The sequence below is a fragment of the Paraburkholderia gardini genome, from assembly GCF_907164575.1.
Lineage (GTDB): Bacteria > Pseudomonadota > Gammaproteobacteria > Burkholderiales > Burkholderiaceae > Paraburkholderia > Paraburkholderia gardini.
Map to the genome: position 1 here is coordinate 137,522 of NZ_CAJQYY010000010.1, position 24,843 is coordinate 162,364.

Annotated in this window: 24 protein-coding genes; 4 read left to right on the forward strand and 20 right to left on the reverse strand. The window is 63.4% G+C overall.

What is annotated here, in order from left to right:
* Positions 1-51 precede the first annotated feature (51 nt).
* The 3 genes from LPA34_RS10600 to ndk form a co-directional block, all read right to left on the reverse strand.
* Positions 52-1,122 (reverse strand): helix-turn-helix domain-containing protein, encoded by a 1,071-nt coding sequence (locus LPA34_RS10600; protein WP_228977738.1) that lies wholly within the window; start codon positions 1,120-1,122, stop codon positions 52-54.
* Between the two features lie 183 nt (positions 1,123-1,305).
* On the reverse strand, positions 1,306-2,457 hold the full coding sequence (gene rlmN, locus LPA34_RS10605; RefSeq protein WP_228977740.1) for a 23S rRNA (adenine(2503)-C(2))-methyltransferase RlmN: 1,152 nt from the start codon (positions 2,455-2,457) through the stop codon (positions 1,306-1,308).
* Between the two features lie 120 nt (positions 2,458-2,577).
* On the reverse strand, positions 2,578-3,003 hold the full coding sequence (ndk, locus tag LPA34_RS10610) for a nucleoside-diphosphate kinase (protein WP_228877242.1): 426 nt from the start codon (positions 3,001-3,003) through the stop codon (positions 2,578-2,580).
* Between the two features lie 265 nt (positions 3,004-3,268).
* On the opposite strand from ndk, the gene LPA34_RS10615 reads away from it, so the two are divergent.
* Positions 3,269-3,964: a Bax inhibitor-1/YccA family protein gene (locus LPA34_RS10615; RefSeq protein WP_228977742.1), complete on the forward strand. Its 696-nt coding sequence runs from the start codon at positions 3,269-3,271 to the stop codon at positions 3,962-3,964.
* Positions 3,965-4,146: 182 nt separating this feature from the next.
* On the opposite strand, the gene LPA34_RS10620 is transcribed toward LPA34_RS10615, so the two are convergent.
* From LPA34_RS10620 to LPA34_RS10665, 10 genes are all read right to left on the reverse strand, one after another.
* The gene (locus LPA34_RS10620; RefSeq protein WP_228977744.1) at positions 4,147-4,920 is read right to left on the reverse strand and encodes an MBL fold metallo-hydrolase; all 774 of its coding nucleotides are present in this window, start codon (positions 4,918-4,920) and stop codon (positions 4,147-4,149) included.
* A gap of 8 nt (positions 4,921-4,928) precedes the next feature.
* Positions 4,929-6,068, reverse strand: a complete 1,140-nt coding sequence (gene bamC, locus LPA34_RS10625) for an outer membrane protein assembly factor BamC (RefSeq protein WP_228977746.1) — start codon at positions 6,066-6,068, stop codon at positions 4,929-4,931.
* Positions 6,069-6,169: 101 nt separating this feature from the next.
* Positions 6,170-7,075: a 4-hydroxy-tetrahydrodipicolinate synthase gene (dapA, locus tag LPA34_RS10630; RefSeq protein ID WP_228977749.1), complete on the reverse strand. Its 906-nt coding sequence runs from the start codon at positions 7,073-7,075 to the stop codon at positions 6,170-6,172.
* A 42-nt stretch (positions 7,076-7,117) separates the two neighbouring features.
* A complete protein-coding gene (locus tag LPA34_RS10635) occupies positions 7,118-7,729 on the reverse strand; it encodes a class I SAM-dependent methyltransferase (protein WP_228977751.1) in 612 nt (203 codons plus the stop codon).
* 20 nt (positions 7,730-7,749) lie between these two features.
* Complete coding sequence (locus LPA34_RS10640; RefSeq protein ID WP_228977754.1) at positions 7,750-8,952, reverse strand: tryptophan--tRNA ligase; 1,203 nt, start codon at positions 8,950-8,952, stop codon at positions 7,750-7,752.
* 7 nt (positions 8,953-8,959) lie between these two features.
* The gene (locus LPA34_RS10645) at positions 8,960-9,622 is read right to left on the reverse strand and encodes a site-2 protease family protein (RefSeq protein ID WP_228977755.1); all 663 of its coding nucleotides are present in this window, start codon (positions 9,620-9,622) and stop codon (positions 8,960-8,962) included.
* 53 nt (positions 9,623-9,675) lie between these two features.
* Positions 9,676-10,311, reverse strand: coding sequence for an L-threonylcarbamoyladenylate synthase (locus LPA34_RS10650; protein WP_228977758.1), 636 nt, complete (start codon positions 10,309-10,311; stop codon positions 9,676-9,678).
* 80 nt (positions 10,312-10,391) lie between these two features.
* On the reverse strand, positions 10,392-11,222 hold the full coding sequence (locus tag LPA34_RS10655) for a 3',5'-nucleoside bisphosphate phosphatase (protein WP_228977760.1): 831 nt from the start codon (positions 11,220-11,222) through the stop codon (positions 10,392-10,394).
* 90 nt (positions 11,223-11,312) lie between these two features.
* Positions 11,313-12,197 (reverse strand): alpha/beta fold hydrolase, encoded by an 885-nt coding sequence (locus LPA34_RS10660; RefSeq protein WP_228977762.1) that lies wholly within the window; start codon positions 12,195-12,197, stop codon positions 11,313-11,315.
* Positions 12,198-12,409: 212 nt separating this feature from the next.
* Complete coding sequence (locus LPA34_RS10665; RefSeq protein ID WP_228977763.1) at positions 12,410-13,348, reverse strand: ferritin-like domain-containing protein; 939 nt, start codon at positions 13,346-13,348, stop codon at positions 12,410-12,412.
* 200 nt (positions 13,349-13,548) lie between these two features.
* Here LPA34_RS10665 and LPA34_RS10670 point away from each other — a divergent pair, with 200 nt between their 5' ends.
* From LPA34_RS10670 to LPA34_RS10680, 3 genes are all read left to right on the forward strand, one after another.
* On the forward strand, positions 13,549-14,073 hold the full coding sequence (locus LPA34_RS10670; protein WP_228977765.1) for a gamma carbonic anhydrase family protein: 525 nt from the start codon (positions 13,549-13,551) through the stop codon (positions 14,071-14,073).
* A 64-nt stretch (positions 14,074-14,137) separates the two neighbouring features.
* Entirely contained in the window at positions 14,138-15,088 is a 951-nt protein-coding gene (gene hslO, locus LPA34_RS10675) for an Hsp33 family molecular chaperone HslO (RefSeq protein ID WP_228977772.1), read from the forward strand.
* A gap of 173 nt (positions 15,089-15,261) precedes the next feature.
* Positions 15,262-15,636, forward strand: a complete 375-nt coding sequence (locus LPA34_RS10680; protein WP_228977776.1) for a hypothetical protein — start codon at positions 15,262-15,264, stop codon at positions 15,634-15,636.
* A 169-nt stretch (positions 15,637-15,805) separates the two neighbouring features.
* Here the strand turns inward: LPA34_RS10680 and ftsB are convergent, their stop codons facing one another.
* The 7 genes from ftsB to LPA34_RS10715 form a co-directional block, all read right to left on the reverse strand.
* The gene (ftsB, locus tag LPA34_RS10685) at positions 15,806-16,249 is read right to left on the reverse strand and encodes a cell division protein FtsB (RefSeq protein WP_228977777.1); all 444 of its coding nucleotides are present in this window, start codon (positions 16,247-16,249) and stop codon (positions 15,806-15,808) included.
* Between the two features lie 120 nt (positions 16,250-16,369).
* Positions 16,370-17,653 (reverse strand): phosphopyruvate hydratase, encoded by a 1,284-nt coding sequence (eno, locus tag LPA34_RS10690; RefSeq protein ID WP_228977779.1) that lies wholly within the window; start codon positions 17,651-17,653, stop codon positions 16,370-16,372.
* 141 nt (positions 17,654-17,794) lie between these two features.
* The gene (gene kdsA, locus LPA34_RS10695) at positions 17,795-18,649 is read right to left on the reverse strand and encodes a 3-deoxy-8-phosphooctulonate synthase (RefSeq protein WP_228977781.1); all 855 of its coding nucleotides are present in this window, start codon (positions 18,647-18,649) and stop codon (positions 17,795-17,797) included.
* Positions 18,646-20,307, reverse strand: a complete 1,662-nt coding sequence (locus LPA34_RS10700; protein WP_228977785.1) for a CTP synthase — start codon at positions 20,305-20,307, stop codon at positions 18,646-18,648. The genes kdsA and LPA34_RS10700 overlap by 4 nt, the downstream gene beginning before the upstream one ends.
* Before the next feature lie 177 nt (positions 20,308-20,484).
* Entirely contained in the window at positions 20,485-21,288 is an 804-nt protein-coding gene (locus tag LPA34_RS10705) for an alpha/beta fold hydrolase (protein ID WP_228977787.1), read from the reverse strand.
* A gap of 121 nt (positions 21,289-21,409) precedes the next feature.
* Entirely contained in the window at positions 21,410-23,935 is a 2,526-nt protein-coding gene (locus LPA34_RS10710) for a DNA internalization-related competence protein ComEC/Rec2 (RefSeq protein WP_228977788.1), read from the reverse strand.
* A gap of 85 nt (positions 23,936-24,020) precedes the next feature.
* A complete protein-coding gene (locus LPA34_RS10715) occupies positions 24,021-24,809 on the reverse strand; it encodes a TatD family hydrolase (protein WP_228977791.1) in 789 nt (262 codons plus the stop codon).
* Between the last annotated feature and the right edge of the window lie 34 nt (positions 24,810-24,843).

Sequence of the window (24,843 nt, forward strand, 5' to 3'; positions counted from 1 at the left end):
GCCAGAATTGAAAAAGCGTCGCGACGAACCTGCCCCGACGCGTACCCTGTTTCAAGGCAACGCGAAGCGAGCCACGTTGCCTTTTGCTGACGCGTACTTGCCCGGATCGACCGCCTGGCCATCGAGCGACATCGAATCCAGCCCTGCCTTGTTGCCGACCGTAACCTTGAACGGCGGCTCGCCCGCAATTTCCTTCGACTCACCGGCGCGGACGAGGCCCGAGAAGACTTCCTTGCCGTCCTTCTGCCGCACGCTGAACCAGCTGTCCTGTGTCACCTTGATACCGACCGTCGCCTGGCCTTCCGCTGGCACTGCCGCTTCCGCCGCGGACGCCTGCTGCGGCGCACTCGCAGCCGGCTTCAGCGCCTGGGCTACTACCGCCGGAGCGCCCGGGGCCGCCGGCGAAACACCTGTTGCAAGCGGCGCCGGCATCGGCGTCGCCTGAGATGCGCTATCGTCGGTTGCAACCTGGGCGCCGGATGCGGGCGCCGCTTCTTCATCCGCCATCGTTGCCGAAGCAGCAGCCTGATCCTGCGCGACGGCGCCAGACGCGCCGGTCGCACTGCCCGCAGCATCATTCGCGCCAGCCTTCAGCCGCGCGAGCCACGCCGACGAGTCGCCGCCATTCGTGTGCCACATCGCGAGCGCAATGACTGCAACGATCACCGCGGCCACGCCCCACAGCCACGAGCGCGATTTCGGGGCGTTGTTGCCGAGCGAAAGCGATACGCGGCCGCGCGGCAGATCGCGGCCCGACGAAGCTGGCATCGACAGATCCGGTTCCGGCACGCCCTTGACGCGACGCAACGCCTGACTGAACGGCGCGGGATCGGTGCCGAGCATTTTCGCGTAGCTGCGCACCACGCCGAGTGCGAACGTCGTGTCCGGCAGGTGGCTGACATCGCCGCTTTCGAGCGCGCGCAGCTTGGCCGGCGATACCTTGAGGCGCGAGGAGACGTCCTCGATCGACCAGCCTTTTGACTCGCGCAGCTGGGTCAGCCGCGCCCCGATTGCCGCAAGCGATTCCAGCGCGGGCTGCGCCACCGCCGGTGCGACGGCCGGTGCTGGACGGCCTGCGTTCGTCTCATTGTCATGCGGCTGCGGGTGCTGCGGCTCACTCATCCCAAATCCTTTCGCGTCGATTCTTTTTCACTCTTACGATCCGTCCCCATCTTTCAGGCATCGGTTCAGATTCGCAGACCGTTTATAACAAAATGTGCGGCGTTCTGCGCCGCTTCCGATCGATTTTGCAAACTTTCTTTTCAGTTCGTCCGGCGTCTCGAAGTCACAAGGACCCTGTCATGCTCAAATCGCTCGAACTTCGATGATTTTCGCCGCCTTCCCGGTGCGTTCAGCAAGACGGGTGCGATCCTTGATCGCACCTGCCAGCTGGCCGCAGGCAGCATCGATATCGTCACCACGAGTCTTGCGCACTGTAGTGACGACACCTGCATCCATCAGCACCTGCGCAAACCGCTTGATCTGCTCCTGTTTCGAGCGCAGGAGCCCTGATTCCGGAAACGGATTGAACGGAATCAGGTTGAACTTGCACGGCACGTCACGCGTGACGGCCAGCAGTTCGCGTGCGTGCTGTTCGGTGTCGTTCACACCATCGAGCATGCAGTATTCAAATGTAATGAAATCGCGCGGCGCAACCTTCAGATAACGCTGACAGGCCGCCATCAACTCACGCAACGGATACTTTCTGTTCAACGGCACCAGCTCGTCGCGCAGCGCGTCGTTCGGTGCGTGCAGCGAAACCGCGAGTGCCACGGGCAGATCCGCGCCGAGGCGGTCCATCATAGGCACCACACCCGACGTGGACAATGTGACGCGGCGGCGCGACAGGCCATAGGCGTTGTCGTCGAGCATCAGGCGCATGGCCGGCACGACGGCATCGTAATTGAGCAGCGGCTCGCCCATGCCCATCATCACGACATTCGTGACGACACGCTCGCCCTTGCCCTCACCGCCCACCGCCCGTCCACCGGCCGAGCCGAGCGACGCACGCAGCGCAAATTCAGCCATGCGCAGCTGGCCGATGATTTCGCCGGTGGTGAGATTGCGGGAAAAACCCTGCTTGCCGGTGGAACAGAAACGGCAGTTGACCGCACATCCCGCCTGCGACGATACGCAGAGCGTGCCGCGCGTCTCTTCCGGGATGAAGACCGTTTCAACTGCGTTGCCGTTACCGACATCGATCAGCCACTTGCGCGTGCCGTCGGTGGAAATATGATCGCTTGTGATGTCGGGCATCGAAATCGCGGCGCGCCCCTTCAGCTTTTCGCGGAGGGACTTTGCGAGATCGGTCATGCCATCGAAATCCGCGGCGTTGTACTGGTGAATCCAGCGCTGCAACTGTTTGGCGCGAAACGGCTTTTCGCCGAGGCTGTCGCAATATGCGACGAGCCCCTGTGCGTCGAGATCGAGAAGGTTGACGGTTGAACTGCTCGCCATATCGAATCCTGCCATATCAGTGCAAACCTGCGTTCATGCAACAAGCCACATGAACGCCTGTACCGTTCGCGCCCGCTCCTGCTGCTCCTACCTTACTACCTGGACAGCCGCTTACGCGGATTAACGCGAGTAAACGTTGACTGCCGGGAAGAAGAATGCGATTTCGACGGCGGCTGTTTCGGCTGCGTCCGAACCGTGGACTGCGTTCGCGTCGATGCTGTCCGCGAAATCAGCGCGGATCGTGCCCTTTTCGGCCTTCTTCGGGTCCGTCGCGCCCATCAGGTCGCGATGCTTCAGAATGGCGTTCTCGCCTTCCAGAACCTGAACAACCACCGGACCCGAGATCATGAAGTCGACGAGGTCCTTGAAGAACGGACGTGCCGCATGCACAGCGTAGAACTTCTCGGCGTCAGCGCGCGACAGATGAACCATGCGCGAAGCGATGATCTTGAGGCCAGCGTTTTCGAAACGGCTGTAGATCTGACCGATCACATTCTTTGCCACTGCGTCCGGCTTGATAATCGACAGGGTGCGTTCGAGCGCCATAAAAACTCCAGAAAATTAAGAGGTTACAGATTCAAATGAATCCGCTATTGTAGCATGTTCCGTTATATGATTGCGATTGAACCCTTACAGCACCGTAAGGCTCTAATAATGTGTCCGGCACCTCACTATTTTCCGTCCGGCCAGGTATTGAAACTTGCCGGTCCCGGGGTAATCTTGAGGTTGTACGGGCCAGCGGCGGGCGCGGTCACGGCCAGCCGGGCTGTACAACCACTGCGCAACACTGCGTCTGACGCAAGGAGAAACCATGAATTCGCCCTACAATTTCGGCCGCACCGGTACGATCAGCACGGTCGAAACCCGCAACCGCGTACTCCGGAACACCTACTGGCTGCTCGCGCTGTCGATGATTCCGACGGTCCTCGGCGCGTGGGTGGGTGTCGCGACCGGTTTTTCGCTGTTTGCCGCCACCAGTCCGGCCATGAGCCTGCTGGCATTCTTCGCCATCGCCTTTGGCTTCATGTTCGCGATCGAAAAGACCAAGAACAGCAGCGCCGGCGTCTTTGTTCTGCTTGGCTTCACGTTCTTCATGGGCCTGATGCTGTCGCGGCTCCTGAGCTTCATCCTCGGGTTCTCGAACGGTCCGTCGCTGATCATGCTCGCGTTTGGTGGCACCGGTGTGATCTTCGCCACAATGGCGACGGTGGCTACCGTCAGCAAGCGCGACTTTTCGGGTCTCGGCAAATGGCTCTTCGTGGGCGTGATCGTGCTGCTGCTCGCAATGGTTGCGAACATGTTTCTGCACCTGCCTGCGCTGATGCTCACGGTCTCCGTGCTCGCGATCGCGATTTTCTCGGCTTACATGCTGTTTGACGTTCAGCGCGTCGTGAATGGCGGCGAGACGAACTACATCTCGGCCACGCTCGCGATCTATCTGGACCTCTACAACGTCTTCGTCAACCTGCTTGCGCTGCTTGGCATCTTCGGCGGCAACCGGAACTAGGTCCGGCCGGAAGCCCGGCCGGCGGTGGCAGGTTGATTACGCATCCCTGCCACGGCAACCAGCGTCGTTTTGCAGTAAAGCCGTAGCTGGCCGCCCGACGTAAAACAAAAACGCCCATGACGGATGTCATGGGCGTTTTTGTTTCTGCGCGTCCTGCCAACCTCCAGCGACACGCACGAAGCTCAAAGGCTCAGCCAGTCGAAACCATCATCCTGCGAGGCGACGATCACGTCCATCGTCGCGGTGTCGAGCACCGCAGCCATCGCGGCCCGGGCCAGTTCCGGCGAATTGTTCTGCTGGCTCAAATGTGCGGCAACAAGATGCCGTAACTTCGTCCGGTCGAGGGAAGCCAGGATTTCGGCCGCGGCATCGTTGTTCAGGTGCCCATGATCGCCACCGATGCGCGCTTTCAGCGACTGCGGATAGCGGCTCGCCGCCAGCATCCGCGCATCATGATTGCATTCCAGCACGAGTGCGTCGCAGCCGCTCAGCACGGCGCTGATGTGCGGCGTCGAAGTGCCGACGTCGGTCAACACGCCAAGCCGGCTTGCGCCATCGGAGAAAACGAACTGCAACGGTTCGCGCGCGTCGTGGGGCACCGTATACGGCAACGCACTGAGATCGCCGATTGCAACGGCTTCGTCGCCCCACAACACGTGCAGGTCGACGTCGGCTTCGTCGGCGCCGACCGCGCGGGCCGTGCCCCAGCTCATGTACAACGGAATCGATCCCTTACGGGCCAGCGTCAGCGCACTGCCAATGTGATCGCCATGTTCGTGTGTGATCAGGATCGCATCGAGGCTGTCGATGCCGAAGCCGCGGCATGCGAGGCGCCGTTCGACTTCTTTCGCTGAAAAGCCGCAGTCGAGCAGCACACGCGTGGTCGTCGTTCCGCATTGGGCTTCGACGAGCAGCGCGTTACCCTCGCTGCCGCTTCCCAGACTGGCGAACCGCACGGTTCCGCCTAGTTCAGCTGTGCATGCAGCAGCGACACGATGTGCTGCGCGTCCGACGACGTATCCACCTGGCCGTTTGAGTTGAGCACTGCGACCTGCGTCAGCGCATCTCCCTTCGAGCGCACGTTCACGAGGAATTCCTGAGCGGGCTTCTTCGTGCTGCTGCCGCTATAGAACAGTTTGCCGAAGAGACCTTCCTTCTTCAGTTCCTGCATCGAATCGGCGTAGCGGACGTAATAAATGCCCTTCTCGCGGTCGCGGTTGTCGACGGTGAAATTCGTGCGATCGAGCGCGAGACCCACCCGCAGCCATGCGCGATCGAACGATTCCGGCAGATCGAGCGTTACGCTGCCAGCGATCTCGTCGACCTTCACCGGCGCCGTCGACGAACGTGCGTCCGTCAGCAGTTGTTTCGCCTGTGCATCGGTCAGACCGAACTTCTCCATCAGCTTCGCGAGGAACAGCGCTTCGAGCGCCGGGTTACGCGGACGCTCTTCCCAGCGCGACGACGTCTTGTCCTGGCCCGTCAGCATTTCTTCCATCTGGCTGTGCGTGATCGAGATGTCCGTCGTGTCGGCACCGCCGCGAGAAACCAGCGTGCGGAAACGGTCGCGCGTGCCCGACGAGTACGCGAAATCGACCACCTTGCCGATCGTGCGACGGAACCAGTCGTCCGGAATGTTCGCGCGGTTCTCAGCCCAGTCGGTCGACATGATGCCGGTGGCGGGTGCGTCGGTGGTCAGCGAGAAGCCGTTTTCCTGCCAGAACTCCTGCAGTTGCGGCCAGAGCTGGTCGGGCGAGCGGCCATCGACCACGAGCCAGCGGCGGTCGCCATCGCGCTCGATGTGCATGCCGAGCGGATCCTGTGCATTCGGTACGCCTTCCGTCCGGTTGCCTGCTGGCGTTACCGCGCGTTCCGGCGCGCCGCCCAGCGCAGCATCGACCGGCGGCGCCACGTAGCGCTGGTCGACCTGGGCGGTCGACAGATCGCTCGGCACGGCGAGCGGCGGCGCGCTGCCTGCGACCTTGTAGTTCACCTTGTCGGACGAAAACCAGTCGTTCAGCGTGTCGCAGCCGGCGAGCGTAACAAGGGCAAGCGCCAGCGCCGCCATGCGGGTTGCGTGGAGGGAAAGTGCGGAACGTTTCATGAAGTCCTTCGTGATGCTGGAACGCGTTGCCTGGTTCAGTGCCGGGAACGTGGGCGATTTCGACGTCGGTTAATGGAATGGCCGGTGACGCTGGATGGGTATCAGCCCAGCAGACCTGACTCGCGCAGCGCGGCACGCACGATATCGTGGTAGCGCGCGTCGAGCGGCGTCAACGGCAAACGGATGCCGCCCTGAACGCGGCCGAGTTGCTGCAGCGCCCACTTCGCTGGAATCGGATTCGATTCGATGAAGAGGTTCTTGTGCAGCGAAAGCAGTTTCAGATGGATTTCACGCGCGGTTTTCGCGTCGGCGGCGAGCGCGGCGCGGCAGAGTTCAGCCATCAGACGCGGTGCCACGTTGGCCGTCACGGAAATGTTGCCGTGGCCGCCAAGCAGCATCAATCCGATCGCAGTCGGATCGTCGCCGCTGTAAATGCCGAAATGCGCCGGCGCTGCCTTGATCAGATGCGCCGCGCGATCGATGCTGCCGGTCGCTTCCTTCACGCCCACGATGCCCGGCACCTGGGCGAGGCGCAGGATCGTCTCGTTCGACATGTCCGCCACCGTGCGACCCGGCACGTTGTACAGGATCACCGGCAGATCGACGGTTTCCGCGATTTTCGAGAAGTGGCGATAGATCCCTTCCTGCGTCGGCTTGTTGTAATACGGCACGACCTGCAGCGTGGCATCGGCCCCGACTTTCTTCGCCTGCTCGGTCAGTTCGATCGCTTCGGTGGTCGAATTGCCGCCCGAGCCTGCAATCACGGGAATGCGTCCGGCAACGTGCTCGACCGCGGTCTTGACCATCAGCACGTGCTCTTCGACCGACAGCGTGGCCGACTCGCCGCTCGTACCGACGACGACGAGACCGTTCGTGCCCTCTTCGATATGCCAGTCGATCAGTTTGCGAAACGCGGGCAGATCGAGGCTGCCGTCTTCGAGCATCGGGGTGATGATTGCGGGAATGCTGCCGCGAATCTGAATGCCGTCTTGATTGCCGTTAGTCATGAAATGCCATGAATTAGATCAGTAAACCGCGATTGTAGCGGATTAGCCAGCCAGATCGTAACGCGGCGGGGGTGGAGCCTCTCCCCCGTCGACGGACCGATCCGCCTCCTGAATCGCGCAGATCCGCTGGACGTAAGCGGGACGCGGCTGCGCGAGAAAACCATCCTGATAAGCGATCACCCGCAGACGCCCGCGAACGGCATCGAGCAACTCGCCCGGTGCCAGCAGAAACGCCGACCGCGAAGGCTTGCCGACCGTCTCGTTGCCCTGCGCGAACGTCTCGTAAATCAGCACCCCTGCCGGCGCGAGCGCATCCAGAAGCCGCGGAAAGAGCGGCCGGTGCAGGTAGTTCGTGACGACGACCGCGGCGAACCTCGATCCCGCAGGAAGCGGCCACGGGCCGTCTTCGATGTCGGCGGCGAGCGTGCTCACCTGTGGCACGTCGTGCAGCGTCGCGAGCGCGTCCGCGTCGCGGTCGAGTGCGGTGACCGGATGGCCCCGCGCGGCAAACCAGCGCGCGTGCCGCCCGGCGCCCGACGCGACGTCGAGCACCGCGCCGCCGGGCGTCACGAGATGCGTCCAGCGACGCACCCAGCGTGACGGTTCGGCCAGCGTGGCATGCCGGGAAAGCACCGGGGAGCCGTGGTCGTCCATATACAAATCGCTATCGACTATCAGTTGTACGACAGGCCCATGGCCTCGCGCACATCGCGCATGGTCTCGGTCGCGAAACGGCGCGCCTTGTCGCAGCCATCGGCGACGATTGCACGCAACAGCGACGGATCGTCCATGTACTTCTGCGCGCGCTCGAGCATCGGCTGCTGTTCACGCAGGATGCCTTCGATCACCGGCTGCTTGCATTCGAGACAGCCGATGCCAGCCGAACGGCAGCCCTTCTGCACCCATGCGTGCGTCGTTTCGTCGGTGTAGACCTGATGCAGCTGCCATACCGGGCACTTGTCCGGGTCGCCCGGATCGGTGCGGCGCACGCGCGCGGGGTCGGTCGGCATGGTACGGACTTTCTTCGTGATCGTCTCGGCGTCTTCACGCAGACCGATCGTGTTGCCGTACGACTTCGACATTTTCTGTCCATCGAGACCCGGCATGCGCGACGCTTCGGTCAGCATGGCCTGCGGTTCGGTGAGAATGATCTTGCGCGACCCTTCGAGGTAACCGAAAAGACGCTCGCGATCGTTCATCGACAGGCTCTGCGATTCCTGCAGCATCGCACGCGCCTGTTCGAGCGCTTCGTCGTCGCCTTCCTGCTGATACGCGACGCGCAGCTGGTGATACAGCTTCGCGCGCTTGCCGCCGAGTTTCTTCGCGGCTTCGTTGGCCTTTTCCTCGAAGCCCGGCTCGCGACCGTACAGATAGTTGAAGCGGCGCGCGATTTCGCGCGTCATTTCGACGTGCGGCACCTGGTCTTCGCCGACCGGCACGAGCGAGCCGCGATACAGCAGGATGTCGGCCGCCATCAGAACCGGATACCCGAGAAAGCCGTAGGTGGACAGATCCTTGTCCTTCAGCTTCTCCATCTGCTCCTTGTAGGTCGGCACGCGTTCGAGCCAGCCAAGCGGCGTGCTCATGCCGAGCAGCAGCGCGAGTTCGGCGTGCTCGGGCACCTTGCTCTGGATGAAGAGCGTGGCCTGCGCCGGATCGATGCCTGACGCGAGCCAGTCGATCAGCACTTCCCAGACGTTCTTTTCAATGACCTCGGGCGTTTCGTAGTGCGTGGTCAACGCGTGCCAGTCGACGACGCAGAAGAAGCACGGGTATTCGGACTGCAGCCGCACCCAGTTTTTCAGTACGCCGTGATAGTGGCCGAGGTGCAGCGATCCGGTGGGCCGCATGCCGGAGAAGATACGGTCTGGGAACATGGTTATATTAGAGAAGCGAAACGAGTGGAGTCAGGATAGCCGTCACAGCGTCGTAACCGAGATTGACGAGCGGTCGCAGCCAGAATGTCGTCAGGGTACCCGTCATCACGAGCGCCATCACAATGAAAAAACCATACGGCTCGATACGCGAGAGCGCAATCGACTGACGCGCCGGCAGCAGCGCGGTCAGCACGCGACCGCCGTCGAGCGGCGGCAGCGGGAACAGGTTCAGCACGCCGAGCACGAGATTGATGCCGACGCCCGCGCCCGCCATGCGCGTGAAAAACGGTTCCTGGATGTTCATGGCGGCGAGCGACACGCCGATCACGCCCCATATCAGCGCCTGCACGAAGTTGCACATCGGCCCGGCGAGCGCCACCCACAGGCTGCCCCAGCGCGGATTACGCAGATTGCCGAACGCGACCGGCACGGGTTTCGCGTAGCCGAACACGAACGCACCGCTCGTCACGAAGTACAGCAACAGCGGAATCGCGATGGTGCCGAGCGGATCGATGTGGCGCATCGGATTGAAGGAAACACGGCCGAGCACGTACGCCGTGTTGTCGCCGAGCAGGCGCGCAACGTAGCCATGTGCGGCCTCGTGCAGCGTGATGGCGAAAATCACCGGCAACGCGTACACGACAATGGTCTGTATCAGGGAGGAATCCATAGCTCGCTATTGTATCAATGCGGGGAGCCGCGACCGGCGGCTTTCGTTACCGGTCAGGCGGGCTGTTCCAGGCCGAACGGCTGAAGGCTGCCGCGGCCTGGACGAACGAGTACGGGCTCAGCGCCGGTCAGATCGATCACCGTCGACGGCTCGCACACACACGCGCCGCCGTCGATCACCAGCTCGATCTGCTTTTCGAGGCGCGCGCGAATCTCCTCGGGATCGTTCAGCGGCTGGGTTTCGCCCGGCATGATCAGCGTCGAACCGAGCAACGGCTGGCCGAGTTCTTCGAGAATCGCGAGCGTGATGGCGTGATCGGGCACACGCAGACCGATCGTCTTGCGCGACGGATGCGACAGACGGCGCGGCACCTCTTTGGTCGCCTGCAGCACGAAAACATACGGGCCCGGCGTCACCGACCTGATCAGCCGGTATTGCCGGTTATCGACCATCGCGAAGTTGGCGAGCTCCGACAGGTCGCGCACCAGCAGCGACAAAAGCTGCTTCTCGTCGAGACCGCGGATGCGGCGGATGCGCTCGACGGCATCCTTGTCGTCGAGACGGCACGCGAGTGCGTAGCTCGAATCGGTCGGCAACGCGACGACGCCGCCGTCGTTGATGATCTGCACGGCCTGCTTGACGAGGCGCAGCTGCGGATTGTCGGGATGAAGCCGAAAGAATTGAGACATGGTGAATGATCAGGATGACTGGATGTCGCGCTTTCAGCCCGCGACAGGCTGCGCGCACCGCGCGACGCCACAACAGCACGTCACAGCCAGCGTTCCCAGACGGGGGTGAGATCGGAAGGAAGCGGCGGCAGACTGCCGAGATCGACGCGGCCTTCGCCGGCCGCATGAAAATCCGAACCGCGCGACGCCTCGAAACCAAAACGGCGCGCGACGTCGGCGTATTCGCGATACTGGTCCGGCGTGTGACTGCCGGTGACGACTTCGATCGCCTTGCCGCCGAGATCGATGAATTCGCCAAAGAGCGCGTCGAATTCGACCGGCGTGTACGCGTACCGCCCCGGATGGGCAATCACAGCCTCGCCGCCGGCGGTCTTGATCCACTGCACGGCATCGGACAATTTCGACCAGCGATGCGACACGTAACCTGGCTTGCCGTCGCCCAGATAGCGCGTGAACACGTCCTGCGTGGATTCCGCGTAGCCGCTTTCCACCATGTATCGCGCGAAGTGGGTGCGCGAGATCATGTCCGGATTCGAGACGTAGCGAAGCGCGCCCGCGTACGCGTCCGGGATGCCGAGCGTGGCAAGCTGTTCCCCGATGGCTTCGGCACGCGCCGCGCGGCCGTTACGCGTGCGCGCGAGGCCTTCCACGAGCGCCGTGTTTTGCGGATCGACGTTCAAACCGACGATATGGACTGTCCGCGACGCCCAGGTGACCGATATTTCGACGCCGCTCAGATAACGCATGCCAAGCGCCGTCGCGGCCGCACGCGCTTCCGCCTGACCGCCTACTTCATCGTGGTCGGTCAGCGCCCACAGCGTCACGCCGCCCGCGTGCGCGCGGCGCGCGACCTCGGCCGGCGCGAACTGGCCGTCGGAAACCGTGGAATGGCAGTGCAGATCGGCGTTCATCGTTGCCCTGTAAAGATTCAGCAACCATTTTACTGCAATGCGGTAGTTCGCCGCACCAATCCTCCGGCGGCCGACGTTATGCGCAAAAATTTATGCGCAAAATCCCTCGATCAGCGCGGCGACCTGCTCCGGCTGATCGTGATGCACCATGTGACCGGCATCGTCGATGATCTTCTCGCGCCAGTCCGGAAACGCCCGGAAACGCGCCTTGAACTCGCCGAGCGGGGTTTCGCCGGCAATCGCCGCGAGCGTCGGCGAGCCCGCCGCTTCGACGTGCAGCACCTTCGCCCGCACGTTGCGCCAGACGGCCATCACTTCGTCGAGGCGATACTGCAGCGGGCCGCGCATCTTGTGCGCCGGGTCGGCGAGCAGCGTGAAACGGCCGTCCTCCCCCTGTTTCGACCAGTGTCGTGCGAGAAAACTCGCCCGCTGCGGATCGAGACGCGCGTTCGTGCGGATCAGCCGCGCAGCGACCTCATCGAGCGAAGCGTAGCTTTTCAGCGTGGGCGGCTCTTTCAGCTCATCGAGCCACGTTTTCAGCCGGCGCGGCCATTGCTCCGCGCGCGACGCGCCAAGCCCGAAGCCTTCGAGATCCACCACGCGGCGCACACGCTCCGGCCGGGCGCCGGCATACAGACAGACGACGTTCGCGCCCATGCTGTGCCCGATCAGATTGACCTCGCCGGATGGCGCGTAATGGTCCAGCAGCGCGTCGAGATCCGACACGTATTCCTGAAACCAGTAGTTTCCGCCGCCGTGCGACGCCACTGGCCAGTCCGACAGGCCGAAGCCGCGCGCATCCGGCGCGATCACCTGCCACTCGCCGCCCAGCGCATCGACGACGAACTGGAACGACGCGGCAACGTCCATCCAGCCATGCAGCATGAAAAGCGCGGGCGCGTCCGGGTTGCCCCAACGTCGCACATGCAGGCGCACGCCGCGCACCGGGACGAATTCGGACCGGGAGGTATTCATGGACGATTTCCAGAAAAGAATGATCGTTCGATTATAACGAGATAGTGAGTGGGCGCGGCAATCTGGCAGTACATGGAGGCGACGACAAAAGCGGGCTTCAGGACGATGGCAGCAGGTCAATTTGACGCTTTTCATCACCGTGGACAGATAAAGCCGACGCCCAATCGTGCAGTCAATCGCACTTCAGCCTGCCGGTGCACGGAGACAGGCGGTTATCTCGTCGAAGTCGATGCAGTCGATGTGACATCCGGCTCACGAGTGCCTTCTGGTTTCGTCTGATCCGCGGCGGGCGCCGCCTGGCCGGCGTCCAGCCCGGCCAGCGCCGCGAGTTCGGCTTCGTCAAAACCGGCGTCGCGCCGCGCTTCGAAGTTGAACGGCCCGCGCAACCGGGGCGCGTGATATTGCGTGGCGAGACGCGCGTATGTTGCGTGCGGATCAAGCGCCTCCCGATCGCACAGATACCGGAACCAGCGGTTGCCGATCAGGACATGGCCGATTTCATCGCGCAGGATCACGTCGAGAATGGCGGCCGATTCATGGTCGCCCGCCTGCTGGAGGCGCGCGCGAATCGGCGGCGACGCGTCCAGCCCGCGTGCCTCCAGCGTGCGCGGCACCAGCGCCATACGGGCAAGCACGTCACCGCGGGTTCGCTCGCACATGTCCCACAGGCCGTCGTGCGCGGGAAAGTCGCCGTAGACGTGACCAGAATCTGCCAGCCGCGCCGTCAGCAACGAGAAATGATGCGCTTCTTCCGACGCCACTTTCAACCAGTCGAGATAAAACGCGGCCGGCATCGCGGCAAAGCGCCAGACCGCATCGAGCGCGAGGTTGATCGCATTGAACTCGATATGCGCGAGCGCATGCAGCAACACCGCACGCCCTTGCGGCGACTGCATGCTGCGCCGCCCGAGTCCGCGCGGGTCCACCAGTTCGGGCCGCTCCGGGCGGCCGGGCAAACCAGCCGGTTCATCGAGCGACCGCTCGGGCCTGCATGGCAGAAGACCTTCGCAGGCGCGTGCATGGAGATCACGCGTCGCCACGGCCTTCGTTACCGGATCGCGCTCGCGCAGTACGCCGAGCGCTTCGCTGCGCATGCAGGCGTCCAGTGGCAGCGACGGTGTTGACGACAAAGAAGAAACGGCTGGATTCATGGGCAACGAACGCTACATAAAACGCGGAAAAATACACGGGTGCATGGCAGCGCACGGCAAAACGCCTGACGGGAACCGGACGCGGCGAGGCGCGTCCTGTGCGCAACCGTTTACAATACGCGATTCGACCATGAAGCGCGCCCGCCGCGCTGCCGTCGCGCTCCGCGTCTGGGCGTGACGCCCGACGCAGAGGAAACACTGTGGCAATCTACAAACTTGGCGATGCGGCACCGACCATCCACGAAAGCGTGTTCGTCGCCGATACGGCGACCATCATCGGCAAGGTCGCCATCGACGAAAACGCAAGCGTCTGGTTCGGCGCCACGATCCGCGGCGACAACGACCGGATTGAGATCGGCGCAGGCAGCAACATTCAGGAAAACGCGGTGCTCCACACCGATCCGGGTTTTCCGATGACGATCGAAAACAACGTCACGATCGGCCACCAGGTGATGCTGCACGGCTGCACGATCAAGGAAGGCGCGTTGATCGGCATTCAGGCGGTGGTCTTGAATGGCGCGGTCATCGGCCGCAACTGTCTGGTTGGCGCCGGCGCCGTCGTGACCGAGGGCAAGGTATTTCCCGATAATTCGCTGATTCTGGGCGCGCCGGCGAAAGTCGTACGCGAACTGACGGAAGCGGACATCGCGAACCTGCGACGCGCCGCGCAAAGCTACGTGGAACGCAGGGATTATTTCAAGGCGCAGCTCGTACGCGTCGGCTGACAGCCGGAGCGCGCGGCGCGCAGGCGCATTGTCAGAACGAGCGCCATTCGACCGAGGAAGAGTTGTGAACGACCAGTTGCAAAAATTCATGTTCAGCGCGGCACCGGTACGCGGCGAGATCGTTTCGCTGCGAAACACGTGGCGGGAAGTGTTGACGCGTCGCGATTACCCGGCGCCGGTGCGCAACGTGCTCGGCGAAATGATGGCGGCGTGCGCGCTGCTGTCGGCGAACCTGAAATTCGACGGCACGCTCGTCATGCAGATTTTCGGCGACGGCCCGGTCAAGATGCTGGTTGTGCAATGCAGCTCGGATCTGTCGATGCGCGCCACGGCCAAGTTTTCCGGCGACGTCGCAAGCACGATCAGCGACGACACATCGCTCACTGAACTGCTGAACGCCAACGGCAACGGCCGCTGCGTGATCACGCTCGACCCGCGCGAAAAGCAGCCTGGCCAGCAGCCGTACCAGAGCATCGTGCCGCTCAACGGCGTGGACGGCCCGTTGAACTCGATGGCCGAAGTGCTCGAACATTACATGCACCACTCCGAACAGCTCGATACGCGCCTGTGGCTCGCGGCGGATTCGGAGCGTGCCGTCGGCATGCTGTTGCAGAAACTGCCGGGCGACGGCGGCATCGTGCCGCATCCAGGCGAACTCGATGCGGATACGTGGGAGCGTGTCTGCACGCTCGGCGGCACGCTGTCGAACGACGAACTACTGAAGGAAGAGCCGGAAACGGTGTTTCGCCGCCTTTTCTGGCAGGAAAACGTCCAGCACTTCGCACCGACGCCGGCGCGCTTCGAATGCAGCTGCTCGCGCGGCAAGGTCGGCGCGATGCTGAAAATGCTCGGTCGCGAGGAAGTCGACAGCGTGCTCGAAGAACGCGGACACGTCGAAATTCACTGCGAATTCTGCAACCAGCGGTACGAGTTCGACCCGGTCGACGTGGCGCAACTTTTCCTCGTGAGCGGGCTCTCAGAAGGAGTGACGCCTGCGGCAGGTCAGCGCCATTGAACGCTACGTCGCGGGTTGTTTGAGCTGGCGCCCTTTGTCGTTTGCCCTTCGCCCGTTGCGCTCGATACCGGCGGCGTGCGCTGAATGTCCGGCATTGCGTCGAACAGGTATCGAACATTGGCGACTCCCCTCCCACGCGAGCGGGTCAGAGCGTCTCGCTGGTGGAAACTGACATGAAAACCTCATTGCATCATTCCATACCGGTTCTTCTGGCGCTGTCCGTCGTGGCAGGCAGTGCTGCGTTGACGGGCTGCGTCATGGACCCGCCCGGCCCTTCGCCGATATACAGCCGTCTGCCGGCCGACCAGTCCGGCATCGCGGCGAAAGCGCAACCATTGACGCCTGAAGAGCGCGCACGTTACGACGCAATCGACCGGCAGGTGCTCGCGGAGCAAAACCAGGCGATGGCCGCGGAAGCCGCCGCTCAGGCGTGGTCGCGGTATTACACGCCACCGGTCAGTGTTTATGGCAGCTATTACGGCGGTGGCTGGGGATCGGGCTGGGGCACAGGTGCCGGTGTTGGTTTCGGCACGGGCTGGGGCTGGTGATGTTTGCCTGACTGTGACTGATGCACTTTTGCACGCGGATCACGGCTCACGAGTAAAAAAGCCGCCCATCGGGCGGCTTGGGCGGCTTTCTCCAGGTTCAATGCCCTGGCAACATTTTTGCCGATCCATCTTCAATGGTGTTGCCTGTGGCAAGGATGTCCAGGCGCACCTAACCCGCACCCTTGCGCTTTTGATCCTGCTTTGAATCCTTCTTCGTGCCATGCTTTTTTTCCGGCTTCGCGCGCGGCTCCGGATTCGGCACCACGTGCAACGGCGCGGCGGACACCTCACCGCGCGTCGACGTCGTGACCGACGACGGGTTCGACGTCGGCAACGGTGCGTTCGGCGAGACGAACTGAACGAACACTTCGCCGTCCTTCACCATACCCATTTCGTAACGTGCGCGCTCCTCGACAGCTGCCGTGCCGGTCTGCAAATCGTGCACTTCGCCATCGATGCGCTCGTTGCGCAACTTCGCGTCGGCGTTCTTCTTTTGCTGGAGCGCAAGCTGCTCCTGCAGGTCGTGCACGCGTAACCAGCCACCATGCCCCCACCAGAGCGGGTACTGGATCAGCGCCAGCAGGACGATCAAAACGACAGTGACAAGCCGCATGAAGAGAGCACAAATAATACGCGCCGCCCTGCGCTATACGCAGGGCGGCGGGTCGATCCAGAAACGAAGTATGACCGGTTCAAAGGTCGAATTCGCGCTCAATGCAGAATCGGCGCGCGGTTAGCGCAGATTGTAGAACGCCGACTTGCCAGGATAGCTGGCGATATCGCCGAGATCTTCTTCGATACGCAGCAGCTGGTTGTACTTCGAGATGCGATCCGAGCGCGACAGCGAACCCGTCTTGATCTGGCCGGCGTTCAGGCCGACCGCGATATCGGCGATCGTCGAGTCTTCGGTTTCACCCGAACGGTGCGAAATCACCGCCGTGTAACCAGCGCGCTTCGCCATTTCGATCGCGGCGAACGTTTCCGTCAGCGTGCCAATCTGGTTGATCTTGATCAGGATCGAGTTCGCGATGCCCTTCTCGATACCTTCCTTCAGGATGCGCGTGTTCGTCACGAACAGATCGTCGCCGACCAGCTGGATTTTCTTGCCGAGTTTTTCCGTCAGCGTCTTCCAGCCGTCCCAGTCGCTTTCGTGCATGCCGTCTTCGATCGAGACGATCGGGAACTTGTCGGCGAGCGTCGCGAGGTAATCGGCGAATTCCGTCGACGACAGTTGCAGGCCTTCGCCGGCCAGCTGGTACTTGCCGTCGTGATAGAACTCGCTCGCTGCGCAGTCGAGCGCGAGAAGCACGTCTTCGCCCGCGCGATAACCCGCCTTTTCAATGGCCTGCAGGATCGTCGACAGGCATTCGTCGTTGCTGCCGAAGTTCGGCGCGAAGCCGCCTTCGTCGCCCACGGCCGTGCTCATGCCGCGATCGCTCAGGATCTTCTTGAGCGCATGGAATACTTCGGCGCCGCAACGCAGGGCTTCGCGAAACGTCGGCTGGCTCACCGGCACGATCATGAATTCCTGGATGTCCAGGCTGTTGTTGGCGTGCGCGCCGCCGTTGACGATGTTCATCATCGGCACCGGCAGTTGCATCGCGCCCGAGCCGCCGAAGTAGCGGTAAAGCGGCAGGCCGGCTTCTTCAGCGGCAGCCTTCGCGACGGCCATCGAAACGGCCAGCATCGCGTTCGCACCGAGGCGCGATTTGTTATCCGTACCGTCGAGTTCGAGCAGCGTCTTGTCGAGGAACGCCTGTTCCGACGCGTCAAGACCCATGATCGCCTCGGAGATTTCGGTGTTGATGTGCTCGACTGCCTTGAGCACGCCCTTGCCGCCGTAACGGCCGGTTTCGCCGTCGCGCAGCTCGATGGCCTCGCGCGAACCCGTCGATGCACCCGACGGCACAGCCGCACGGCCCATCGTGCCCGATTCGAGCAACACGTCGCATTCGACGGTGGGGTTGCCTCGCGAATCGAGAATCTCGCGACCGATGATATCTACGATAGCACTCATGGTTTCCTCAAGAAATGACGTTGGATTCTTACGGTGAAACTGCATCCGTTGCACAGTAGCGCCGCTTGCGCCCGGATGCTTTCGACGACCATCACGCGGAGTGTCCGCAACGCGCCGGCTGACACGCTGCGAACGCCGGCATCAGTTGAAATCGCTTTCGAGGAACGGCGCACGCTTGACGGCCTGATCGAGCGTGAGCAACGTCTCGAGCAGATCGGCCATGCGATGCAGCGGTACGGCGTTCGGACCGTCCGACTTCGCTTCTGCCGGATTCGGATGCGTTTCCATGAAGAGACCGGCCACGCCCGTCGCCACGGCGGCACGCGCGAGCACCGGCACGAATTCGCGTTGACCGCCCGAGCTCGTGCCCTGCCCGCCCGGCAACTGCACCGAGTGCGTGGCGTCGAACACGACCGGCGCACCGGTTTCGCGCATGATCGCGAGCGAACGCATGTCGGACACGAGGTTGTTATAGCCAAACGATACGCCGCGTTCGCAGGCCATGAAGCGGTCTTCCGACAGGCCCGCTTCGCGTGCGGCTTCACGTGCCTTGTCGATCACGTTTTTCATGTCGTGCGGCGCGAGAAACTGGCCTTTCTTGATGTTGACCGGCTTGCCCGAGCGCGCGCACGCGTGGATGAAATCGGTCTGACGGCACAGGAACGCCGGCGTCTGCAGCACGTCCACGACCGATGCGACCTGCTCGATCTCGTGTTCGCTGTGGACGTCGGTCAGTACCGGCAGGCCGAGCTGCTTCTTCACTTCCGACAGGATGCGCAGGCCTTCGTCCATGCCCAGACCGCGAAACGACTTGCCGCTGCTGCGATTGGCCTTGTCGTACGACGATTTGTAGATGAACGGAATCTTCAGCTTCGCGCAGATTTCCTTCAGGCGGCCGGCGGTGTCGATCGTCATCTGTTCGGATTCGACGACACAAGTGCCCGCGATCAGGAAAAACGGCTTGTCGAGGCCGATTTCGAAGTCGCCCAGTTTCATGCTTTCTCCTCGACGCCCGCCAGATGATGCACGAGCGCGGCTTCGACAAACGACTTGAAGAGCGGATGACCGTCACGCGGCGTGGACGTGAATTCCGGGTGGAACTGGACGCCGACGAACCACGGATGCATGTCGCGCGGCAGTTCCATCATTTCCGGCAGATCCTCGCTCGGGGTACGGGCGCTGATGACAAGACCACCGGCTTCGAGCTGGGGCACGAAGCGGTTATTGACTTCATAACGGTGACGGTGACGTTCGTTCACGTCCTTGCCGTAGATCTCCGCTGCCATCGTGCCCGGCTTGATCGGGCAACGTTGCGAACCGAGACGCATCGTGCCGCCGAGATCCGACTCTTCGTCGCGCTTCTCGACCTTGCCGTCGCGGTCGTACCACTCGGTGATCAGCGCGACCACGCGGTTCTCCGTCGTCTGGTCGAATTCGGTGCTGTTCGCACCCTTCAGACCGACCACGTCGCGGGCGAATTCGATCACGGCCAGCTGCATGCCGAGGCAGATGCCGAGGTACGGCACTTTCGCTTCGCGTGCGTAGCGGATCGCCTTGATCTTGCCTTCCGTACCACGGCGGCCGAAGCCGCCCGGCACCAGCACCGCGTCGAGATGCTTGAGGCTCTCGACACCGTCGGCTTCGACTTCTTCCGAATCGATGTACTCGATGTTGACTTTGGTCGACGTGTGGATCGACGCATGGCGCAGCGCTTCGATCAGCGACTTGTACGATTCCGTCAGATCGACGTACTTGCCGACCATGCCGATCGTGACTTCGTGCTTCGGATGTTCGAGCTTTTCGACGAGATCCGACCACATCGACAGATCGGCCGGCTTCGGCGTGAGCTTCAGCTCGTCGCAGACGATCTCGTCCATGCCCTGGTCGTGCAGCATCTGCGGAATCTTGTAGATGCTGTCGGCGTCCCACACGGAGATCACCGCGTCTTCCGGCACGTTCGAGAACATCGAAATCTTCGCGCGTTCGTCGTCCGGGATGGGGCGGTCGGCACGGCACAGCAGCACGTGCGGCGAGATGCCGATTTCGCGCAGCTTCTGCACGCTGTGCTGCGTGGGCTTGGTTTTCAGCTCACCCGCCGTGGCCACCCAGGGCACCAGCGTCAGATGCACGAAGCACGCGCTGTTGCGGCCGAGGCGCAGGCTCATCTGGCGCGCGGCTTCGAGGAACGGCAGCGATTCGATGTCGCCCACGGTGCCGCCCACTTCGACGATCGCGACGTCCGGCTCGCCGCACGTCGCGGAAGCCGCGCCGCGTTCGACGAACGCCTGGATTTCATTCGTGATGTGCGGAATGACCTGCACGGTCTTGCCGAGATAGTCGCCGCGGCGTTCCTTGCGGATCACCGATTCGTAGATCTGGCCGGTCGTGAAGTTATTGGCCTTGCGCATCTTCGTGCTGATGAAGCGCTCATAGTGGCCGAGGTCGAGGTCCGTCTCCGCTCCGTCTTCCGTCACGAACACTTCGCCGTGCTGAAACGGGCTCATCGTGCCGGGGTCGACGTTGATGTAGGGATCGAGCTTGAGGAGGGTGACTTTGAGACCGCGCGATTCGAGGATCGCGGCGAGGGAAGCGGCGGCAATACCCTTGCCGAGGGAAGAAACTACGCCGCCGGTGACGAAAACATATTTGGTCATCGCTGGATGCTCGCGGGAAAAACGGATTATACCGTAAAGCAGGGCCTCAACCCAGCAATATGCGCCGACGCAGCACCGATCCCGTACCGTTTTCCGTTGCGCCCCGTCATCGCCCACCCCGCTCTCACAGGTTGGGATGCAGGGCGCCCGAACGCCGCCGTCAGCGTGACGCGACGCTCACACGCTGCGCGCCAGTTCGCGCAGCATCCGCTGCAGTGCGCGGGCGGTTTCGAGCGGCTTTTCCATCGGGTAAAGATGGCTGCCCTCGATCCATTCGAGATGCTCGCCGGTCGCCCGGCGGGTGGCATCGAGACCGACCTGGCGGATCTCCCTCGAACGTGTACCCGCGATGAAACCGGCCGGCACCGGCGCGCCGCGCGCGAGCCGCGCGCCGAGCGTATGCGGCAGGGTCCGGTAGATCAGATATTCGGTGCGACGATCGAACGCGAGCGTGCGGCCGCCATCGACGGCAGTCTGCGGAATGCCGAAGTCGACGTAATCGGAGAGCATGCGCTCGTCCCAGCGCGCGAACGCGGGCTTCGAATAAAAGTGCCGCCACGCTTCGTCGCGGCTGGCCCAGTGCGTGCGGCGCGTGCGCGTCGCGGCGGCGGGCGAGAGTTTCTCGTCGAGTCCCGTCCATTGCGACACGCGCAGCATGCTGCTGCGCCACCCCGCGATCACCGGCGAATCGAGCATCACGACGCCTTTCACCCATTGCGGCTTTTTCAGCGCGGCCATCATCGACAGATAACCGCCGAGCGAATGGCCGACCAGCCACACCGGCCGCTCATAGCACCGGCCGATGTCGGCGAGCAGTTCCTCGACGAGATGCGGCCAGTCCTGCGTCACCGGAAAGCGCGCGTCATGGCCGATGCGCTCGATAAAGCGCAGTTCGTAGTCGTCCGCGAGTTCGGCGAAGATCGTACGGTACGTCGATGCGGGAAACCCGTTTGCGTGCGAGAAGTGGATGATGTCTTTCAAGCGCCGTCGTCTCCTGTTTTTGCTTTTGCCGGAAAGCGCCGCGGTTTGCCGCCGTCGCTGCCCCGTGTTGATAGTGCCGCCCGTGCCGCGCGTTTGCAGCGTTCCGGGAAAGAGCCGCCGGTCATCGATCCATCCAGTACCGCCGGTGCGTCTCGCGATACCGTTCGAGCGACAGCGCCGGCCCCGCGGTTTCGATGCGCACCGCGCCGTCGGTATCGCTGCGCGTCAGCTCGATGTGGCGCGCCAGATACCGCGAAAAGACGCCCGGATGCGGGTGGTGAAAACGGTTGCGATAGCCTACCTGAAATATCGCGACAAGCGGGTCGACAGAATCGAGGAACGGCTCGGTCGACGACGTCTTGCTGCCATGATGCGGCACGACCAGCACCTCGGCGCGCAGCGCTTCGGGATCGCGTTGAAGCAGGGCGCGCTCGACGGGCGCCTCGATATCGGCGGCAAGTAAAGCGGTGAACGACGGATGCGGCTCGCGCACCTGCCCGGCGAAATCGTTGCCGCCGACATCCGCGCCAGCGCCCGTCGCGCTCACGCGCAGGACGCAGCAATGCGCATTCGGCTTGCCCTGCAACGGCCCCGCATCCGGCCAGAGCACGGCGAAATCGACGCCGTCCCAGCGCCAGTGCTGGCCCGCCGCGCAGGGCACGACGTCGGCGTGGGTCTCGCGGGCGGCCGTCCACAGCGCATTGGCCGGCGCCAGCGCGGCCAGCATCTGGCGCACCTCGATGCCGGCCAGTACCGCTGGCGCTCCGCCGGAGTGGTCCGAATCTGCGTGACTGATCATCAGCGTATCGAGCGCGTTCACGCCGTTCGCATACAGGTACGGCACGACGATCCGCTCGCCCGCGTGCGTCGACTCCGGCCCGGGCCCGGCGTCGAAGAGCAATGTGTGATGCGCGGTTTCGATCAGGACCGACGAACCCTGCCCGATATCGAGCGCGGTGAGCCGGAACGTGCCGGAAGGAGGACCCGATGGCGGCGGCAACAGCAACGGCAGCCATGTCAACGGCGCGGCCCAGCGCAACGGCCAGCCGCGCGGCGCGAGACACCATGCGACGCCGACCGCCGCCGCGGCCAGTGCCCACGCGCCCGGCTGCGGGAGCCGCAGCAGCGCCCAGGGGAGACCGGCCATCGTCTGCATCCCGCCGACGAGCACATCGAGCAATGCATGCGCGCCGCGAAACGCCCACGCATCGAACGGTTCCGGCAACGCGACGCCCGCGAGCACGGCCGGCGTCACGAACAGGCTGACCCATGGAATGGCAAACGCATTGGCCACGGGCCCGACGAGCGGAATCTGCGCGAACCAGTAAACCGTGAGCGGCGCGAGCGCGATCGTGACGGCGAACTGCACGTGCGCGCCGCTCAGAAGTCGTTCCCTGAGACTCGACAATCGTCGCAGGCAACCGCTACGAGACCGCGCAAAACGCGTTGCATCCGGCTCAGGATCGCGCCGTTCGTGGTCGTGCATGCGCAGCCGTCCGGACGTCGCGAACAGGATCGCCGCGACCGCGCAGAACGAGAGCCAGAAACCGGCGGACACCACAGCCCACGGATCGAGCAGCAGCACGAGCCCGAGCGCCCAGGCCAGCACGAGCGAAGGGGCGAGGCTGCGCCCGCTGATCGTGCCCAGCGCGACCACCGCCAGCATCCAGAGCGCCCGTTGCGCCGGCACGTTGAATCCCGCCAGCGCTGCGTGGCACGCCGCGAACAGCGCGCCCGCGGCAAGCGAGACTTTCTGCGCCGGTATCCATAGCGGCCAGTCGCGCCCGATGAAGCACGAGCGTCGCCACAGTCCGCCAGCGAACCATGCCGCCAGTCCCGCGACGAAGCCGATATGCAGTCCCGATATCGCAACCAGGTGACTCGTGCCGGTGTTGCGCATCAGAAGCCAGTCGGCGGCACTGACGGCATCCTGCGCACCGATCGCGAGTGCGATAACGATGCCGCGATGCGGCGCCTCCGCTAGCACCGCGTCGATTCGCGCGCGCACCGCGGCGCGCCAGCGGTCGATCGCCACGCCCGCGCCGCCGGCCAAGCCTGTCAGTCGCTCAGCGGTCATCGGGGCGGCGACATAACCCGTCGCGCGGACGTCCCGCGCCAGCCGCGACGCTTCGGCATCCCGAACGCCGAAGTTCGCGTTGCCGTGCGCACGCTTCAGACGCACCGTCAACCGCCAGCGCGCGCCTGCTTCAAGCGCGGGCAGCGGCGTGCGTTCCGCGATCCATGACAGTTCGATCGTATGTGGGAAGTGCGCGATATTCGCGTCGTTCGATTCGACGGCGAGGAGAAAACGTGCGCCATGCGCATCCGTGACCGGCAGTCCCTTGATGTATCCCTGCACGACGATATTGCGGCCCTCCCACTCGACGGGAAGCGCACGGGCGAGCCGCATCTCGGCGCGCCACGCTGCATAGCCGAACCCGGCGCATGCAGCCAGCAGCCACACTCCGCACCACACGATCACCGGTTGCAAACGTAGCGATCCGCCATGCGAAAGCATGCGCACGATGCACGCAGCCGCACTGCCCGCCAGCAGCACAAGCAGCAACCACGCGCGCCAGTCCGGCAATACCGCCTGTTGCTGCAGCCACACCACACCTAACGCGAATCCACACCACACTGCCCGCATGCGCCCTCCCCGACTGACGCCGGACGCATGCGGCAGACGCACTCGCGCCGGGCATGATCCGCCCGGCGGGAACCATCGGCGTTAATTATGCAGAGGAAAGCGCGAGCCGCGGCAGCGCGGCGTGAGCGTTAGCCGTTGTGCCAAGTGCGAGCTCAGCTTCGCTGATGCCGCGCTGTTCGGCCAGGCTTCTTCCGATACGCGGAATCTGGTCCGGCGTGTTGCGTTCCCTGTACAGCCAGGAGGGAGATATATCGGGCGCATCGGTTTCGACAACGATCGCATCGAGCGGCAGTTGCTGCGCGAGCCGACGGATCTGCAACGCACGTTCGAACGTCACGTTGCCGCCAAAGCCCAGATGCATGCCGTGATCGATAAACGCCTGCGCCTGCTGGAAGCTGCCATTGAACGCATGCGCGATGCCGCGATGCACCGCATGCCGCCGCAGCCCCTTCAGCACCTGGTCCTGCGATTTGCGCACGTGGCAAATCACCGGCAGGTCGAATTCGCGTGCGAGCTTCAGCTGACCGTTATAGAAAAACTGCTGGCGCGCGTCGTCGAGGCCCGGCACGAAATAATCCAGACCGATTTCACCGAGGCCGACGAACAGCGGATCGTCGAGACTCGCTTCGATTTCCATCCGCAGCGCGTCGAGATCGGATTCCCGCGCACCCGGCGTGAAGAGCGGATGGATGCCAAGCGCGTACGCGCCACCTTCGACGCGATGTGCGAGTTCACGCACCCTCGCGAAGTTCTCGCGTGCGACGCCCGGAATCACGATGCGCGACACGCCCGCCCGATGCGCCGCCGAAGCGACCGCCTCGCGGTCCGCGTCGAACTCCGACGCGTCGAGATGGCAGTGCGTGTCGATCCACATGCGCGTGCCCCGATGTTTGACTCAATGATCCAGC